The 16,125-nt window shown below is 42.8% G+C and carries 18 protein-coding genes and 1 pseudogene; 3 read left to right on the top strand and 16 right to left on the bottom strand.

Annotated features, from left to right (window positions below; genetic code table 11):
* The first annotated feature begins 72 nt into the window (after nt 1–72).
* Nucleotides 73–501, top strand: coding sequence for a DUF2621 family protein (locus RBH91_RS10845; protein WP_307894541.1), 429 nt, complete (start codon nt 73–75; stop codon nt 499–501).
* Nucleotides 502–533: 32 nt separating this feature from the next.
* On the opposite strand, the gene RBH91_RS10840 is transcribed toward RBH91_RS10845, so the two are convergent.
* The 3 genes from RBH91_RS10840 to RBH91_RS10830 all read right to left on the bottom strand — a co-directional run bounded on the left by RBH91_RS10840 (nt 534) and on the right by RBH91_RS10830 (nt 2,261).
* Entirely contained in the window at nt 534–1,028 is a 495-nt protein-coding gene (locus tag RBH91_RS10840) for a CcdC family protein (protein WP_094777381.1), read from the bottom strand.
* 76 nt (nt 1,029–1,104) lie between these two features.
* Nucleotides 1,105–1,470 (bottom strand): response regulator, encoded by a 366-nt coding sequence (locus RBH91_RS10835; protein ID WP_076764226.1) that lies wholly within the window; start codon nt 1,468–1,470, stop codon nt 1,105–1,107.
* Between the two features lie 83 nt (nt 1,471–1,553).
* A complete protein-coding gene (locus tag RBH91_RS10830; RefSeq protein WP_076764228.1) occupies nt 1,554–2,261 on the bottom strand; it encodes a cytochrome c biogenesis protein CcdA in 708 nt (235 codons plus the stop codon).
* A gap of 243 nt (nt 2,262–2,504) precedes the next feature.
* On the opposite strand from RBH91_RS10830, the gene RBH91_RS10825 reads away from it, so the two are divergent.
* A complete protein-coding gene (locus RBH91_RS10825; protein ID WP_275667377.1) occupies nt 2,505–2,669 on the top strand; it encodes an aspartyl-phosphate phosphatase Spo0E family protein in 165 nt (54 codons plus the stop codon).
* A gap of 82 nt (nt 2,670–2,751) precedes the next feature.
* Here RBH91_RS10825 and RBH91_RS10820 read toward each other — a convergent pair whose 3' ends face one another.
* From RBH91_RS10820 to yneA, 6 genes are all read right to left on the bottom strand, one after another.
* Nucleotides 2,752–2,970, bottom strand: a complete 219-nt coding sequence (locus RBH91_RS10820) for a YneF family protein (protein WP_003182236.1) — start codon at nt 2,968–2,970, stop codon at nt 2,752–2,754.
* 84 nt (nt 2,971–3,054) lie between these two features.
* On the bottom strand, nt 3,055–3,495 hold the full coding sequence (sirA, locus tag RBH91_RS10815) for a sporulation inhibitor of replication protein SirA (RefSeq protein ID WP_076763966.1): 441 nt from the start codon (nt 3,493–3,495) through the stop codon (nt 3,055–3,057).
* Nucleotides 3,496–3,663: 168 nt separating this feature from the next.
* Nucleotides 3,664–5,667 carry a transketolase gene (tkt, locus tag RBH91_RS10810; protein ID WP_307894540.1) on the bottom strand — a complete coding sequence of 668 codons (2,004 nt, stop codon included), beginning with the start codon at nt 5,665–5,667 and terminating at the stop codon, nt 3,664–3,666.
* A gap of 172 nt (nt 5,668–5,839) precedes the next feature.
* Nucleotides 5,840–6,070 (bottom strand): DUF896 domain-containing protein, encoded by a 231-nt coding sequence (locus tag RBH91_RS10805; RefSeq protein WP_076760699.1) that lies wholly within the window; start codon nt 6,068–6,070, stop codon nt 5,840–5,842.
* A 35-nt stretch (nt 6,071–6,105) separates the two neighbouring features.
* A complete protein-coding gene (locus RBH91_RS10800; RefSeq protein WP_307894539.1) occupies nt 6,106–6,780 on the bottom strand; it encodes a YneB family resolvase-like protein in 675 nt (224 codons plus the stop codon).
* Between the two features lie 19 nt (nt 6,781–6,799).
* On the bottom strand, nt 6,800–7,111 hold the full coding sequence (gene yneA / locus RBH91_RS10795) for a cell division suppressor protein YneA (RefSeq protein ID WP_076760697.1): 312 nt from the start codon (nt 7,109–7,111) through the stop codon (nt 6,800–6,802).
* Nucleotides 7,112–7,267: 156 nt separating this feature from the next.
* Here yneA and lexA point away from each other — a divergent pair, with 156 nt between their 5' ends.
* Nucleotides 7,268–7,891, top strand: coding sequence for a transcriptional repressor LexA (lexA, locus tag RBH91_RS10790; protein WP_307894538.1), 624 nt, complete (start codon nt 7,268–7,270; stop codon nt 7,889–7,891).
* A 364-nt stretch (nt 7,892–8,255) separates the two neighbouring features.
* On the opposite strand, the pseudogene RBH91_RS10785 reads toward lexA, so the two are convergent.
* The 7 genes and pseudogenes from RBH91_RS10785 to RBH91_RS10755 all read right to left on the bottom strand — a co-directional run bounded on the left by RBH91_RS10785 (nt 8,256) and on the right by RBH91_RS10755 (nt 16,061).
* Nucleotides 8,256–9,284, bottom strand: a pseudogene (locus RBH91_RS10785) (IS1595 family transposase).
* Between the two features lie 256 nt (nt 9,285–9,540).
* A complete protein-coding gene (locus tag RBH91_RS10780; RefSeq protein WP_307894537.1) occupies nt 9,541–9,969 on the bottom strand; it encodes a NucA/NucB deoxyribonuclease domain-containing protein in 429 nt (142 codons plus the stop codon).
* A gap of 121 nt (nt 9,970–10,090) precedes the next feature.
* On the bottom strand, nt 10,091–10,906 hold the full coding sequence (gene blaOXA / locus RBH91_RS10775) for a class D beta-lactamase (protein WP_307894536.1): 816 nt from the start codon (nt 10,904–10,906) through the stop codon (nt 10,091–10,093).
* Between the two features lie 94 nt (nt 10,907–11,000).
* Nucleotides 11,001–13,445, bottom strand: a complete 2,445-nt coding sequence (locus RBH91_RS10770; RefSeq protein WP_307894535.1) for a peptidase G2 autoproteolytic cleavage domain-containing protein — start codon at nt 13,443–13,445, stop codon at nt 11,001–11,003.
* A 201-nt stretch (nt 13,446–13,646) separates the two neighbouring features.
* Nucleotides 13,647–14,339 (bottom strand): hypothetical protein, encoded by a 693-nt coding sequence (locus tag RBH91_RS10765; protein ID WP_307894713.1) that lies wholly within the window; start codon nt 14,337–14,339, stop codon nt 13,647–13,649.
* 47 nt (nt 14,340–14,386) lie between these two features.
* Nucleotides 14,387–15,226, bottom strand: coding sequence for a thymidylate synthase (locus RBH91_RS10760; protein WP_307894534.1), 840 nt, complete (start codon nt 15,224–15,226; stop codon nt 14,387–14,389).
* 76 nt (nt 15,227–15,302) lie between these two features.
* Nucleotides 15,303–16,061: a hypothetical protein gene (locus RBH91_RS10755; protein WP_307894532.1), complete on the bottom strand. Its 759-nt coding sequence runs from the start codon at nt 16,059–16,061 to the stop codon at nt 15,303–15,305.
* Nucleotides 16,062–16,125: the final 64 nt, after the last annotated feature.

Genomic DNA, 16,125 nt, shown 5'->3' with positions numbered 1-16,125 from the left:
TATATTATTTTTTCTATGTTCTTCTAAAACGGCTTCATGTACAATAGTCTGTAGACAAAGGAGTGATGAGAGATGCTGGAAGGATGGTTTTTATGGCTGATGCTCGCTTGGATCATCACAATGATCGTCCTCTTATCAATCGGCGGATTTTTCATGTTTCGCAAATTTTTGAAGCGCCTTCCTAAGGAAGATGGAAAGTCAGAACTTGACTGGCAGGACTATTATATTGAACAAACAAGGCATTTATGGAAAGAGGAAGAAAAAGAATTGCTTGAAGAGCTTGTTTCTCCCGTGCCCGAGCTGTTTCGCGATATAGCCAAAGCAAAAATCGCAGGAAAGATCGGTGAGCTGGCTTTACAAGAAAAAGCCCGTGCAATCAATCAAGATCTTATTGTCAAAGGCTATATTATGGCCACGCCGAAAAAAGATCACAAATTTCTGCTCAAGCGCTTAAGACAAAAAAATATTGATCACACTCCATATCAGGAGCTCTTTAAATAAAAAACCTTTCCGCATCATGGAAAGGTTTTGTTTTAATTCAACTGGATGTGATTTGATGCTTCAAGCTGATGTGAAAGCTTTCTGAAGGATAAATACATGGCGATTCGCCAAGGAACAATCATCCCAAAAGCCAGAATCCAAAACATTCCGCTTAAAGCCCCATAGTCAATCGTTGTGCTTAATATGCTTTTCATGACGATTCGAATGATGAGAAGAGCGATTAAAATAAACACAAAAGATTTTGACCGTTTAATGTAAATTTTATCATCTTTAATTTCAAATTTAGATGTTTTAATCAAGAAAATTGAAAAGATCATGCCTACTGTTATGGCTTCTAAAAATTCAGCTCCGGTCACACGGAACATTGGAAATAAAAACATTAAAGCCCCTGTGCTCATAAAGATCGGAGGCAATATTATTTTTTTGGCCGTAGCCGGTTTTTCAGATGACTTGATTCTGACAGCCATGACAATGACGGCCATCACGACGGCTAGTATAGATGAAACCACAATCATCATACGTATCATCCCTTTATTCTTCAAATTCTCTACTTGTTACTATACGCCAAAACGAGAAAAAAAACCAATCGCAAAGTTTGCCTGCTTATGCGTTTCCGAGTACGAGCCGAATAGCTTCAATCACCTTTGCTTCCTCAAAAGGCTTAACGATAAAGTCCTTGGCTCCGGCTTCGATCGCCTCAACGACGATCCGCTTTTGGCGCATGGCCGTGCACATGATCACTTTTACTTTAGGATCAATATGGATCATTTCCTTTAGCGCTTCAATCCCGTTTTTCACAGGCATTGTAATATCCATGATCACTAAGTCCGGTTTCAGTTTTTGGTACAAGAAAACAGCTTCTTCGCCATTTTCAGCTTCCCCTGCAACATCAACATTTTCCGTTTCAAGTATTTCTCTTATTTTATCTCTCATAAATTTTGCATCATCAACAATTAAAACCCTTGTCATACTCCCCTCCAACACCACAATTTCAATTTAGCTGTGAATAAGTTCTATTTTAACAAAAAATGAAGCAGAGCCGATAAAAGATTCTAAAAACCTTTGAAATCGCCAAACAGCCCTGACAGAACAATAATGATTTTCGTCATCCAGTCAAAGAACAAGAGGATCCCGACCAAAATCATGGCAATGCCGCCGATTTTCATCATCAGCAGCTGATGCTTCCGGAGCCATTTCATCTTTGAAATGAAGAAAGACAGCAGCAGAAACGGCAGGCTGAAACCGAGCGCATACAGCAGCATATACGGCACAGCCGACATTGGATTGGTTCCCGCCAGCGCAATAACGGCCGCCAAAATCGGTCCGGTGCAGGGCGTCCAGCCGGCTGCAAATGCCATCCCGATGCCGACAGATCCCAGCAAACCGCCCGGTCTGTTTTTTAATTGCAGCCGCCTTTCCTTCATTAAAAATTCAGGTTTAAAGACACCCAATGTGACAAATCCGAAAAAGATAATGAAAATCGCTCCGAGCTGTCTGATGAGATGATGGTAATCCTTAAAAAAAGAACCGACAAGAGATGTGCTGTAGCCCAGGGCGACAAAGATGATCGAAAAGCCGATCAGGAAAAAAACCGTATGGATCAGGCTTCTTTTTTGAAAAAGAAGTCTGTCCGAATTGATCTCACTCATACTGACACCTGTAATATAGGATAAAAAAGCAGGATACAGCGGAAGACAGCAAGGCGAAATAAAAGATAAAAATCCGGCGCCGAAAGCCAGAACATAATTAATATCTGTCATTCTCTTTCTCCCTTCTATTTCTTGGAATGATATGAAATAAAATCATTGGTTATGACAATGACATTTCAATTTCCTTACATATCACCAAAAAACATGTTCATTTCCCGAATTTCTCTATATAATCAATTTTGGCCATTTACCCTTATCACCTTCAGAATTGAAAAGAAACCTATATATGGATATAATAGCATTTAGTAGGCAACAAAAAGATGATTTTTACAGAAGAAAGGATCAATTCCTGTGATGAAAGAAAACCTGCTTCATGAAATTGAGGAAAAAAGAAAAGAGCTGCTGAAAATCGTCATGACAAACGGCATGACTTCCCATATTACTATACAGCACAGCCAGCAGCTAGATATCCTTCTCTTGGAATACCAAAAACGATCTCTCGGCAGCAACACACAATAATCATAGATCAAAATAAAAAACCCAGAAAAATGGGTTTTTTATTTTATAACCATGTTCCTTCTATGTCATAATCGCATTCGTATTATTTCGTTTGATTTTCCATGGCTTTCATCATTTGATTGATTTTCTTTTGGGATGGTTTCATACCCATCTGCATCATCATCATGCGCAGCATTTGTTCATTAATTGGCGGATTCTTTTTCAAATAGTTCATCATATATTTACGAGCAATAAAAAATCCGAGTGCAACACCTGCGAGCAATGCTAAAACGCCCACTAGGATGACAACCCATAAATCCATGTAATTTCCTCCTTCATGTTGTCTCGTATAAAGTTTACTAAACCAAATGCTATTATACAACATTTACAGTCCAAATTCTTTTTTTTATACAAAATTTCTTTCTTTCACAGGATTCAGCCAGCCGTATCGTTCCATGCTAAAGTCCATTGCTAGAAAACACGGACTCACTTTCCGCAACACTTCAAAGAAAACGGTTTCTGCATCAAATTGGCCGTTAGCTAAAATTTCAATATAGCGATCTTTCATAATGAACGAAGCGCTCCCCTTTGGAACGAGCAATCTGTAAATACAGTCAACCTGTGTATAATCTTCCCGGCTCAGGTTCATTTTCAGCCTCTTATGTATATGGGAAACCGGTATCGGCTTTGTAATATATTCGATTTGTCTGGCAGCTAATTGAGATTGTTTATTTTCGGGGCTTGTCCAATGGTAATCATAAAAAAGCTTGTACATGACAGATTCTCTTCCAAAATAGTGACTGGCAAATTCCTCTTCTATCAGATACGTATAATAATGGCGTTCCATCACTGTCTAATCCCCCTTAGTATTGCGATTCTGATGAATATATGCTTTCTATTATACAAAAGGAGATTAGAAATAATTGTCTGATGATGATAAAAGAAGCGACTAATTTTGTCGAAACAAAAGAAAAGAGAATGATTCGGAGATCATTCTCTTTCCCATGCGATGTCATTATTGATTTAAAAGCTTTTTCACGCGGTCTGCAACATTCGCTGGAGTGAAGCCGTATTCCTTCAAAATCGTTTCCCCAGGAGCGGATGCGCCGAATTGGTCAATGGCGAGAATATCGCCTTCAGTACCTGTATATCTGTCCCATCCGAGCGGCGATCCCATTTCAATTGCAAGACGTTTCGTCACATCAGAAGGAAGGACAGCGTTTTTATACTCAGCTGACTGCTTCTCAAAGCGGTCCCAAGACGGCACGCTGACAACTGATACATCAATGCCTTCTTTCAGCAGTTCGCTTTGTGCGTCAATCGCAAGTCCGACCTCTGAGCCGCTTGCAAGCAGAATGGCAGCTGGCTTTTCATTTTGACTCTTAGACACGACATAAGCTCCTTTTTCAACACCTTCATATGCCGTTTCGGCAGACTGGTCGATCGTCGGCAAGTTTTGACGAGTAAGGACAAGCGCAGTCGGCTGGTTGTCTGATTGAAGTGCAAGCTTCCATGCCGCAGCTGTTTCGTTTCCGTCAGCAGGTCTCATGACAGACAGATTTGGAAGGGCGCGGAGAGATGCAAGCTGTTCAATCGGTTCATGCGTCGGACCGTCTTCTCCCACTGCGATGCTGTCATGTGTAAATACATATGTGACCGGAAGCCCCATTAAAGCGGCAAGACGAATCGCAGGTCTCAAATAGTCTGAAAAGACGAAGAATGTTCCGGCAAACACCCGGAGACCGCCATGAAGAGCCATTCCGTTTAAAGCTGCACCCATGGCAAATTCGCGGACGCCGAACCAGATGTTTCTGCCGGCATAGTCTTTTGCTGAAAAATCGCCGCCGTTTTTGATCGCCGTCTTATTGGAACCAGCCAGATCGGCAGAGCCGCCAAAGAAAAACGGCACTTGTTTCGCGATTCCGTTCAGCACTTCTCCGGAAGATGCGCGTGAAGCCAGGCTGCTTCCTTTCTCATAAACAGGAATTTCCTTTTCCCAGTCAGCAGGAAGCTCTCCTTTGATGCCCAATTCAAGTTGTTCTGCAAGCTCCGGGTGAGCTTTTTTGTATGCGGAGAACAGTTCATTCCATTCCTGTTCCTTGCGCTTGCCAGCCTCTTTCACCGTTTCGTTGAAGTGATCGTATACTTCAGAAGGAACATGGAAATCTTCTTCATATGTCCACTCATACGCTTCTTTTGTCAGCTCAGCCTCTTCTGCACCGAGAGGAGCGCCGTGAACGCCTGAAGTTCCCGCACGGTTTGGAGATCCGAAACCGATCGTTGTTTTCACTTCAATTAATGTCGGCTGGTTTTCATTCTGCTTCGCTTTTTCAAGCGCTGCTGTAATTTCAGTGATGTTATTCCCGTCTTCTACATAGAGCACTTCCCAGTTCATTGCTTCAAAGCGCTGCTTCACGTTTTCAGAGAAAGAGCGGTCTAAATCTCCGTCAAGGGAAATATCATTGGAATCATAAAGCACGATTAAACGGCCGAGGTTTAGGTGGCCTGCAAGTGAAGCCGCTTCCGATGAGATTCCTTCCATTAAATCCCCGTCACCGCAAATACTGTATGTATAATGGTCAACGACACGATATTCGCTGCGATTGTAAGTTTCTGCAAGATGGCGTTCTGCAAGCGCCATTCCGACAGCCATTCCGATTCCTTGACCGAGCGGGCCTGTCGTCGCATCAACGCCAGGAGTATGTCCGAATTCAGGATGACCTGGTGTTTTGCTGCCCCATTGGCGGAAATTCTTTAGATCTTCCATCGATACATCATACCCGCTTAAATGAAGCATGCTGTACAGCAGCATTGAACCATGTCCGGCAGATAACACAAATCGGTCTCTGTTAAACCAGCTTGGGTTTTCAGGGTTTACATTCATCATTTTTGTCCAAAGCGAATAAGCCATCGGAGCAGCCCCCATCGGCATGCCTGGGTGGCCGGATTTTGCCTTTTCAATGGCGTCTATGGATAGTGTCCGTATCGTTGCGACAGATTTTAATTCAATCGTTTTCATTTTTATCCCCTTCCTGTATGTACTCTACTTTCTTATCATAAATCTACCCATCAGTTTTCACAACCATTTCAGCTCAGAAAGCGTCTGAAAAATGGTGGTTGATCTCGTTATGCTCCTTTTATTTCAATATTATACACAAAAAGGGAATACGATATTGACGTATTCCCTAAAATTAATGAAGGCGGCGGTTTTTTTCCTTTTTGAGCTTTTCCGGCGTCACATCATTGCCTTCCGGATCTACGATTGTCACATTTTTCAGCGTGTTTTTCATAGATGCGCGGACACCATTCAAATATTCCTGGCGCAGCTTCTGCTGTTCTGCTTTTTCTTCCTCCGTCAAAGAGCCGGTTTTTGATTTTTTCGCAAGCTCATTGATTCTGGCTATTTTTTCTTTGGAAATCATAATATGCTCCTTTGATTTGTTTATCATTCATACTACTAAATTCGCTCTCGTTTGACAACAAATGAATCCGGCTGGCTGCTCTTATACTCCTGATAGCGGCGGTGTACGGTAGCTTTCGATATGCTGTAGCCAAAGCCCCTTAAAACGGCTGCAATCTCTGCAAACGTCAGCTTGTTTTCCCTGAGCCGAATGATTTCTGAAAGCGGGGCTTCAATCCGCTCCCTCCCGTTTCCTTCATGTTGGTTTTTTAGATTCCTTTCCGGGCGGTAGCCGTTTTCGACCGCTTTCTTCATCCCTCTTTTAATCTTAAGATTATGTATTTTCCGCTGGTATTCTTCCACGATGCCGACGATTTCCAAAACCATTGAGTCGGCCTCGGAAAGTTCCAGCTGTCCCCTGTGTGCGAGTGTATAAATTCGAACCCCTTCTTTATATAAGCAGTGAAGGAGGGCTATTTTGGCGTTTCCTCTTCCAAGCCTTGTATCATCCTGGATCAATACAGCATCCACTTCTGATCTTTTTATTTCATCAAGCAAATCGAATACACCGTCCCGGTCCATTTCATATCCGCTCGCCTGTTCGGAAATGACTTTTACAACGGTCATGCCGTGTTCGGCTGCAAGTGATGCAAGCTCCTCTTCCTGCCGTTTTAAGGAGGTTTCCTGCTGCTCCTTCGTCGTGCTCACCCTGGTGTATATAATCGCGTTCATGGAAATCCCCTCATCCTTCTTACTCTACTTCTGCAAGCTGATATCGGTCAGAATGCTGCTTTGTTACCGGCAGAATCAGAACATCGCCGGGTTTGATGACAGATGTCGGCAGATCGTTTTTGTCGGCAACCCACTCAATGAATTTTTGCTTGTCAGCGGACTTGCCGCCCTCGATGTGGTCGGCAATCTCCCATAAAGTATCTCCTTCTTGAACTTCTATTTTAACATATTGCTTGCTTTCCTCCATCTTTCCGGCAAAAGACAAAAACAGAACACAGAAGCTGATCACAGCAGTAAACAGACTGACGAAAATCAATGATTCCCTATTCAAATCTATCACCCCAAACAGAATATTTGTTCGCTTTTTGTGCTTTCAGTATACATACGAACAAATGTTTCTGTCAATTGTTTTTTTCGAACCTATGTTTGTACTTCGAGGAAAAACATGCTATAATCTACCTAAAATCGACGTTTTGAGGTGCAGATCATGACGAAGCTATCAAAAAGACAACTTGATATATTGCGTTTCATTAAAGAAGAAGTGAAGCGCAAAGGCTACCCGCCTTCCGTCAGGGAAATCGGCGAAGCGGTCGGCCTGGCATCAAGTTCTACCGTACACGGCCACTTGGCAAGACTTGAGACAAAGGGGCTGATCAGAAGAGACCCGACGAAGCCGAGAGCGATCGAAATCCTGGATACCGAAGAAGAGATTCACATTCCGAAAAACCAGGTTGTCAACGTTCCCGTCATTGGAAAGGTAACGGCCGGGATGCCGATTACTGCCGTCGAAAATATCGAGGAGTACTTTCCGCTCCCTGACCGCCTGGCTCCGCCGGATGAACATGTTTTCATGCTCGAGATTATGGGGGAAAGCATGATTGATGCAGGGATACTGGATAAAGATTATGTAATTGTAAAGCAGCAGAGTACCGCAATCAATGGAGATATCGTCGTGGCCATGACCGAAGATGACGAAGCGACAGTCAAGCGGTTTTTCAAAGAAGAGACCCATATCCGCCTCCAGCCGGAAAATCCGACGATGGAGCCCATTATCCTGCAGAATGTGATCATTCTCGGCAAGGTGATCGGCGTTTTCCGAACCGTTCATTAATCATGGGGCTTACTCAGAACCGCCGGGAAACCGGCGGCTTTTTTTGATCAAAGCTATGTTAACTAATAATGTTGATTTTAAATATATAGCAGGATTTTTATGAAAAACCCTGCTATAACTACAACATTTAACTAATTATGTTCAACTATTGTGATTTGTTCCTGTTTTTATATTCATAAATATCCTGAATATTAAGTAAGAAAATCCAGAAAACCCTAATATCCCTATTAAAATCATTAGAGGGAATTGGTCTGAGAATATCATCCCTAAAACAAACAACATAAAACAAACCAACGCTCCTATAAGGTGAAATATTATATTTTTTTTATCCAAAGTGGTACCATCTCTTTTCTCGCTTGTTATTTTATAATTCATACGTTCTCAAAGAATAATAAGTTTTATTAATCGGAATTAAACAACAATCTACAAGCATTTAGTAGTAGATGCATTATCATTTCGATGACTAACAATATCTAAGAATTGAAACCAACTCAAATAATGGTCAAGGTATTTTGTTGCCACACCATTAAATCGTTGTATCCAACCTTCTAAACGACTGTGGTAATTATTAACATTTTGGATGTGATAAAGACCCTTGACACGCTCCGTTCTATCCGATTTAAACCGATAATGTTCTAATCCTTTGCTTTTGGCATAGGCAGAAAAAACCCTCCAGCGCAAAGCGTGTTGTCAAAAGTTAATTTAGAGCCAATAGCCTTATCTAATTGAGATTTGACAATCCGGCCTTTTCCAAGCACCCCGGAATAAGCGGCTTTTTGGCAGTCTCTTGCGATTAAAACACAAACTTGTTCGTGGCTAATACCACGAAACTTAGATGAACCTCCACGCTTACGAGGTTTGCGTCCTTCTATGTTTCTTTTACCTTTTTCAGAGTAAAGGAAATATGTTTTATCCATCTCTACAATCCCTGAAAATGTATCAAAGTCCATTTGTTTAATAGCAGACAATACTTTGTGTCTCCAATAAAATAGAGTGACATAATGAACATTACCAATAAGGTCTGCTGATTTTCGAAGAGAATAACCTTCTAACATACATTTAATGAAGTCTAACCATCTATCTGGCTTATGAGTACGGTATAGCGTAGTAGACATTACATCAGTAAATGTCTTTTTGCAATTTTTACAAGGTATCGTTGGCGTTCAACTTCTTTTAGTCCCATTTTCACTTTATACTTACCGAAACGCACAACTTGCTTAGAAGAGCAACGTACACAATTATAGCCATTTTTATTTTTCCGTTCTGTTACTTCTTGAAAAACAGGTCCACTGTTTGAAAAGGATGATAGAGAATTGATAAAGAATTCTTTTAAGCGGTGTTGTTCTGCTGAATTTAACTTTTTAATTTCTTCAATCAGTTCTCTTAACGTCATTATAATCCCTCCAAACAGATGTCTTTTATCATAATATAGAATATTTGTTTGTTTTTATCAAAAAACAACATAGTTGATTAACATAGCATTGATCAAAAAAATCAGGTTCGAGACCATGCCCATTGTTTGGGTGGCGAACCTGAAAAAGAGGAATTCATAATATGCTTACACACTTATTATCTCTAACTTTACAGTTACTGTCAACAAAAAAGTTTCCTAAGGGAAAAAAAATTAAAGCAATACATTTTTTTTGCTTTCACTGAACAATAAACAAAATTTTTGTTCCATCGGCATATCCGCTCAGCCTGCTGCCGACCCAGGAGCCTGCCCCCCGGTTATCTGTTGAAGCGACATATCTCACTGATGCCCCCTTTCCTCCTTCCTCACACATCGCCATCGGCCATTCATCACGATCATATCCCGGTTTCGTCGGAATCCCTTTTAAAGACTCCTGGCGCCGCTTATCCGCTCCTTCTCTTTCGATTGTACAGACATCGGAATGACCGGCTTTAATGGCATCGCTGATATGCGCCCCTGTTTGAGGATAGCGTGATTTCGGGAAATACAAAACATCATCATATCTTGCAGCTCCTTTTGCATGCTGCGTTGACGATGCAGCACCTCCAGAAAGCCCTGGCAGCACAGCCGCAATAAGCAGTAATCGAATCGTCCATCTCTTCAACATAAAAAAACTCCCTTAACCTGGTTTTATCACCAGGTTAAGGGAGGATTGTTTACGCTTTTCGGTTTTTTTGTGTAAAAGACGTTTAGATTGTGTAAAAGATCGACATTTCATCTCAACATTTTTATTCGTCTATTAATCGGTATTTCTTTAATATGCTGTGCGTAATGGCTTTTGCATTTGAACCTATGCCATTTATGTTTGTGGCGAATACATAAGTTCTGCCGCCGTTTTTAATGACCCCTGTAAACCAGCCCAGCTTCATATCGGACAGCCTTGTGCCTGTTTTGCCGTAAAGTATGTAGCTGTCTGTTTCTTCTTGAATCATCATCCGCTTTACCGTTTTCATCACGGACTTGTTAAATGGAAGCGATTCTTCATAAAGCTTTTCCATAAAATCCGCCTGTTCCAGCGGAGAAATTTTCAGCGTGCTGTCGAGCCAAAACTGATCGATTCCGCCGCTTATATCCTGGTTTCCGTAAGAAATCTTTCGAAGCCAATCTTCCATGTGCTCCCTGCCGATGTCTCTGGCCATCGCCTGATAATACCAAATGACGGATTCGCGCATCCCCGATCCCAGGGTATGATCACGGTTCCAAGAATCAAACTCCCTTACAATGCCGTCCCAGCGCTTGACATCATATTCGTCTCTGACTGCCCCCGTCTGCAATCCGATCAGCGCATTTGCCACTTTGAAAGTGGATTCAGGCGTCAGCCTTTTATAAGCCCTTTCTTTGTTATAGACAAAGGTTTGACCGTTTTTGATGTTTCGCAAAATAAACGTTCCGTCATATCCATTAAAATATTCTTTGACCTTTAGCTGTTTCATGTTGAGCTGTTCATCGGAAGAACGGGATGCGGTTTTTTTGGCATCGGCTTTAACAGTAAAAATGGCTCCGGTCAGAAGCAATGCGGAAAACATGTACATCAGCTTTTTCATTCGATCACTCCTTTGATTTTGTCATACATCTTCATTTTATGGATGAGCACTTCAAAATGGATATTTTTTCTTCTGACCATCTTTATGCCGCACGTTATTTGATTAAGGCGAGAGCGATTCCGTATCCTTTTTCAGGAGTGTAAGGAGCGGTTATTTTGATCACCTTCCAAGAACCTTCGGCTGCTTTTGTCCCTATGCCGTTAAGCGCTCCTAAATAATCTCCTTGACGCACTGTGCCGTCAATACGTACATAATGCCTGCCCAAAAGCCCGACTACATGCCATTCATCTCTGGCATCACGTGAAAGGTATCCGTCTTCCAAAGCCTTGTTATAGTCTGGATTTTGTTTCGGCAGGCGAATCAGCTCTCCTGTTTCGATATCGGTTACTTCCTCATAAATCAATCCGCCAAACTCGTTTGTCAAATAGCGGCTCTGCCAGGTGAAGCTAGATGCCCCCGAAACAAAAGCGGCTGTTTCCGATACAACCCCAAGCAAATCATCTCCGCTTTGTGCGGGGGCCATTTTTTCTCCTTTTAGGGCGACGATTGTGCCTGTATCGATCAACTGCCCGCTTTCACTTTCAAAATATTCTCCATAGCCGGTTAATGAAGAGGTTATTGCCCCCGCAAATGCTCCATTTCCATAGCGGGAGTCAAGAAGCCATTTGATTGACTGGTGACCTCCAGCCACTGTGTACGGCTCTTCCAGTGTAATGCTTTCAGAGGACAGAATCGTTCTGGAAACACTGTTGCCTGTAATATGGGAATTGTTTGAAGCTGTGATAAATGCACGGGAGCCCTCTGTGCTTGAACCGCCCGAAGCTCCGATGACCGCATTTCTTTCACCTTTTGCCGTAATATCTCCGGTTCCGGCAATGACGGCGCTTGTTTGATTAAAGGCAAAACCGGAGGTGGTTGCAATCTGGGCGCCGCCCTTTAAACTGACGGGCATCTGCTGATAGGTTTGACCTTTAATGGATGCAGCAGCACTGTACCCCTCCGCCAGAACCCCGATGATGACGGCCTGACTGTTCGGCGATTGGATGCCTGCCGTCCCGCCTTCTGTTATCATTGTTCCGTTCATAATATTGACGTAATAGAGTCCGCCTCCGATCGATATTCCTATAGGAGCGGAATGGTAAAAATCAAAGTTTGATATTTTGACATGATCGGTTTTATTTGCCCCTCCCGATAAATTAATATCGACACCGGCCTTTTTAAATCCGCGAATCTTAATCCCATTGATCGTAATGTTTTGACTTCGGTACTGCAATGCCACAACAGGATAGCCGCCATAGTCGTAATCCGGATTTCCGATCGCCGTGAATCCGCTTACATAAATATTCTTATAGGCTGAAACAACGAGCGCTCTCGGAGTAACATTCTCATACAGGGAATTGAAGACAGGCTCAACCGCTGTACAATCAATGAGCGTTACATCGTATGCTGTGGTGCTTTCCGGATCTGATGCCTGGTGGTGGCCGATATGCCGGAGGTCAAAAGCGCGGACATCCCGGTAGGATATGTGGCCGATAATATGGACGTTTTGGGAAGCCGGCCACATTTCGTGGGCTTTCACCTCCACCCCGCGAATGTTTCCGCTTGTCACGTTATTTAAAAGCCAGACATGCTTTGACCCATCATCAATCTCGATACCGTTGGAGTTGGACATGCCTTCGGCGTGCTCTGTGCCGCGCGGGTCTCCAGAATGGCAGTTTGAAATAAAGATGTATTCGCTGTAATGCGTAGTTATGCCGTCATCGCCCGCGCCATATGTGACACAGTTATCGATCCAGATATACTTGGAGCCGTCCTTTGTCCAGTCCGTATCAGGCAAATGATCATATGTCGGAGATGTGATATCAATTCCGTGAAGACCTGCATTGACGGCTTCAATATCTTTAATCCAGCCAAATTCGACTTTTGCAAACGTTAAGCAGCTGGAAAACTGTCCTCCAGGGTTTCTCACTCCGCATTGTCTGTCCGGATTCCAGTCTAAAGTCATCCCCTGGACAAAAATATTACGGTTTCCATTTTCATAATCATCATTCGTGATGACCCATTCATGTGCCGGGGTGTCCTCATGAAGTTTAATGATTGTGACACCTTTGCCTTGTCCGACAAGATATGTCCAAGACGGGAGCTTGATTCCTTGAACAAGATATTCGCCCGCCGGAATGTTCACTCTAACTCGTCCATTCCCGATTGCATTGCGGAAAGCTTCCGTATTATCCCTTCCATCAGGAACAGCCCCGAAATCTTCAACATTAACTTCGCGGGTGATTTTGCCAAGCAGTTTATGATATTCCTTGTCAAGCCGCTCTTTCAACAGTGCAGTCGCCTCTCCTTCGGCCGTCACCCTTGCATCTGTCACCTCAACGCTTTGAGAGGTTTCGACATGCTGAATGAGATTTTGCATCCTTGCTTTCAGATGTTCAATTTCCGTCAAACGGTTGTGATGCTTTAAAAAATCAGCTTTGGCACGGGACCTCAATTCGGGATTTAGAGACACATCAGAAGGTTTTTGTGAATGAACCATTCTAAGTACACCTCTTTCTTTTAATGTGAGCGCTGAAGTGTGGACGGGAAGGCTTGTCTGCATCTCGAAAATAAAGCGGGCAAACCATCCAGTTTACTTCTATGTTATAAATTGGATGTGAATGCCTGTAATCCCTCTAAAACATGTAAAAAAAGGACGGATGATCAGTTTTTTCGATCCCCCATCCTTTAAAAGCGGCTATTATAGCTTTTCATTTTCTGCGATCCCCTGCCGTCTCTCTAATTTCAGTAAACCTGCCACATGATGTTTTAGCGGATCGAGCGGATTGATGATCATCTCAGATGATGAATTTTCCGCCGCTTTAGCGGCATCAACCATGGATAACTGAGCAACGGAGAGCAGCCTGTTTTCGTTATTTGCGATTTGCTTTATATGTTTCTCGATCTCAGCATCGTACATTTCTTTATATCCACGCATGATGAGATCGAAAGTATGTTCAAGAATTATACACTCCACATCCGGGGATTTTTTCCGCTGACGCGCGTATTCATTCAGACGTTCCATTGTCCCTGCAACAGTTGCGGGATTAGAAAAAAGCATCAATTGCCGCTTCTCGGTTTGGCAGATTTGTTCAAAGAACGGTTCATCAATGTTTATAACCGGCACGAGAATGGAAAATTCCGCCTCCTGTAAAACCGCAATATAATTTGTGCAAGTGATCAAAATTGCGTCTGCACGGCATGATGCCATCCATTCGATTTGCTCTCTTGCTTTTTGTGCAGCATTGAAGGTTTGATCTGCCGTTAATTGATGCAGCAAACCTGGATCGACAAAGTGGACAAGCTCTATATTATATTGAGAAAACACACGTTCTGCATATCCAATATTCGAGTGATGGGCATGAAGACAAGCCAGCCTTTTCGCCAATTCGATTCCTCCTTCATTTATGAAAAAACAGGCGGTTCCCCCGCCTGTTATCATCACACTGCCACTTCAAATGCCAGCTTGTCCCCGTGTTTATAATCAACGAGTTTAAAATCATCGATCGTAAAGTCGTAAAAATCTTTAATATCCGGGTTGATCCAAAGCTTTGGAGCCGCATACTGCTCCCGTTTCATCTGAATGTTTAAATTGTCGATGTGGCGCGTGTATATATGGCAGTCGCCGATATTGAAGATATATTCGCCAAGCTCATAACCAAGAACTTGGGCAATCATGCGCTGGAGGACATTATATTGAAACACATTGAACGGGTTGCCCAATGCCATATCATTGCTTCTTGCCCTTACTTCCAGAGACAGTTTTCCTTCTTTGACATACCACTGCGTCTCATATACGCATGGCGTCAGCGCCATGTCATCCAAATCATCGGGATTCCACAGCATTGTCAAATGCCTGCGGGATGACGGGTTATGCTTTAATTGGTGGAGCAAATAATCCACCTGGTCGACTTTTTGGCCGTTGACCGTTCTGTTTTTCTTTCCTAATTGATAGCCGTATGCTGAACCGATCGTGCCATCTTCCAGTCTCCATTGATCCCAAATATGCACGCCCATATCGTTAAGGGTTTGTACATCATTGGACTTCAGCTGCCAAATCCACAACAGCTCTTTTATAGCTGTCTTCCAGGCTACTTTTTTGGTGGTCAAAATCGGCACCTCGGAATTATCAAAACGCATGTTTTGACTCATGATGCTCAATGTGTGAGCAGGTGTGCCGTCTGAATCCCATCTCGTCCGCACTTGATATTCTTCATCAGAAATCCCGGATTCAATGATTTTTTGAATGATTTCGTTGTATTGTTGATCATAGTGGCTCATGTTATCCTCTCCTATCCTCTTTCCAAATGATATGTATAAAATGAGTTTTTTTCAATAGAAACGAGAAGATATTTCTTCAAGCGGAATGATATACATCTAATGCGCTGATCAAAACATTCTTGTCGAAGCCGGTCATTTGATGGATTTTTTCCGCCCACCCTTCGATTGAATTCGGCTTTGCTTCCTGAAATAAACCGCTGCTTGTGCTCAGCCGACTGTTCCAGCCGCTGAATTCCCAGTGTGCAGTTTCATCTTGATATGGGATTCTGCATTCTAACAAAGGCTCCGGTTTGAATGTATTCTGCGAATATTCCGCCGCTTCTAAAAAAAGCTTCATGTCTACAGGTTCCGGATCATAGACTTGTTTCGAGCTTTTTCCATTCGGCCTGTGATAAATGACTTTAATGCGGTATGCTGCTGATTTGATTTGAACTTGTGCGGCGGGAAAAAAACCGCTTAACTTTTCATCTGTAAAATCTTCAGACTCGAAATCTATCAAGATCGGATTCAGCCATTGGTCACCTAAATCACATAAAAAGCGCCGCCCCTTCTCATCCAATGCGATCACCGCAGCATGCGCCCTGTCTGTTTTGAGATGATGGCCGATCGGATACGCTTTTACTCCGTCATTTTTCAATTCATCAAGCAGCCAAATCGCCAGATCAAAACAATTGCCGGAAATGCCGTATTGCTGGTGGTGCTCTTTCATTAGAGATAAATCCCGCTGTTTCCGATCACCCGCCTGATGATAAAACCACGCCTTCGTCAGCGTTTCCATAGGAAATCGGTCGAACTTTCTCCATGTAGCAAGGATGTCATTTGGAGCCAACACCATTTATTCCCCCTTTCTGAATGTGTTCCTCACTATTCTTTATTTTATATCAGCTTTAAAAAACCCC

The organism is Bacillus swezeyi (genome assembly GCF_030908325.1).
Classification (GTDB): Bacteria; Bacillota; Bacilli; order Bacillales; family Bacillaceae; genus Bacillus; species Bacillus swezeyi.
This window is presented reverse-complemented; position numbering and strand designations above follow the sequence as displayed.

What these genes read in the sequence shown, in the direction of transcription:
- RBH91_RS10845 (WP_307894541.1), top strand. Translation starts at nt 73, where the DNA reads ATGCTGGAAGGATGGTTTTTATGGCTGATGCTCGCTTGGATCATCACA.
- RBH91_RS10840 (WP_094777381.1), bottom strand. Translation starts at nt 1,028, where the DNA reads ATGATACGTATGATGATTGTGGTTTCATCTATACTAGCCGTCGTGATG.
- RBH91_RS10835 (WP_076764226.1), bottom strand. Translation starts at nt 1,470, where the DNA reads ATGACAAGGGTTTTAATTGTTGATGATGCAAAATTTATGAGAGATAAA.
- RBH91_RS10830 (WP_076764228.1), bottom strand. Translation starts at nt 2,261, where the DNA reads ATGACAGATATTAATTATGTTCTGGCTTTCGGCGCCGGATTTTTATCT.
- RBH91_RS10825 (WP_275667377.1), top strand. Translation starts at nt 2,505, where the DNA reads ATGAAAGAAAACCTGCTTCATGAAATTGAGGAAAAAAGAAAAGAGCTG.
- RBH91_RS10820 (WP_003182236.1), bottom strand. Translation starts at nt 2,970, where the DNA reads ATGGATTTATGGGTTGTCATCCTAGTGGGCGTTTTAGCATTGCTCGCA.
- sirA (WP_076763966.1), bottom strand. Translation starts at nt 3,495, where the DNA reads ATGGAACGCCATTATTATACGTATCTGATAGAAGAGGAATTTGCCAGT.
- tkt (WP_307894540.1), bottom strand. Translation starts at nt 5,667, where the DNA reads ATGAAAACGATTGAATTAAAATCTGTCGCAACGATACGGACACTATCC.
- RBH91_RS10805 (WP_076760699.1), bottom strand. Translation starts at nt 6,070, where the DNA reads ATGATTTCCAAAGAAAAAATAGCCAGAATCAATGAGCTTGCGAAAAAA.
- RBH91_RS10800 (WP_307894539.1), bottom strand. Translation starts at nt 6,780, where the DNA reads ATGAACGCGATTATATACACCAGGGTGAGCACGACGAAGGAGCAGCAG.
- lexA (WP_307894538.1), top strand. Translation starts at nt 7,268, where the DNA reads ATGACGAAGCTATCAAAAAGACAACTTGATATATTGCGTTTCATTAAA.
- RBH91_RS10780 (WP_307894537.1), bottom strand. Translation starts at nt 9,969, where the DNA reads ATGTTGAAGAGATGGACGATTCGATTACTGCTTATTGCGGCTGTGCTG.
- blaOXA (WP_307894536.1), bottom strand. Translation starts at nt 10,906, where the DNA reads ATGAAAAAGCTGATGTACATGTTTTCCGCATTGCTTCTGACCGGAGCC.
- RBH91_RS10770 (WP_307894535.1), bottom strand. Translation starts at nt 13,445, where the DNA reads ATGGTTCATTCACAAAAACCTTCTGATGTGTCTCTAAATCCCGAATTG.
- RBH91_RS10760 (WP_307894534.1), bottom strand. Translation starts at nt 15,226, where the DNA reads ATGAGCCACTATGATCAACAATACAACGAAATCATTCAAAAAATCATT.
- RBH91_RS10755 (WP_307894532.1), bottom strand. Translation starts at nt 16,061, where the DNA reads ATGGTGTTGGCTCCAAATGACATCCTTGCTACATGGAGAAAGTTCGAC.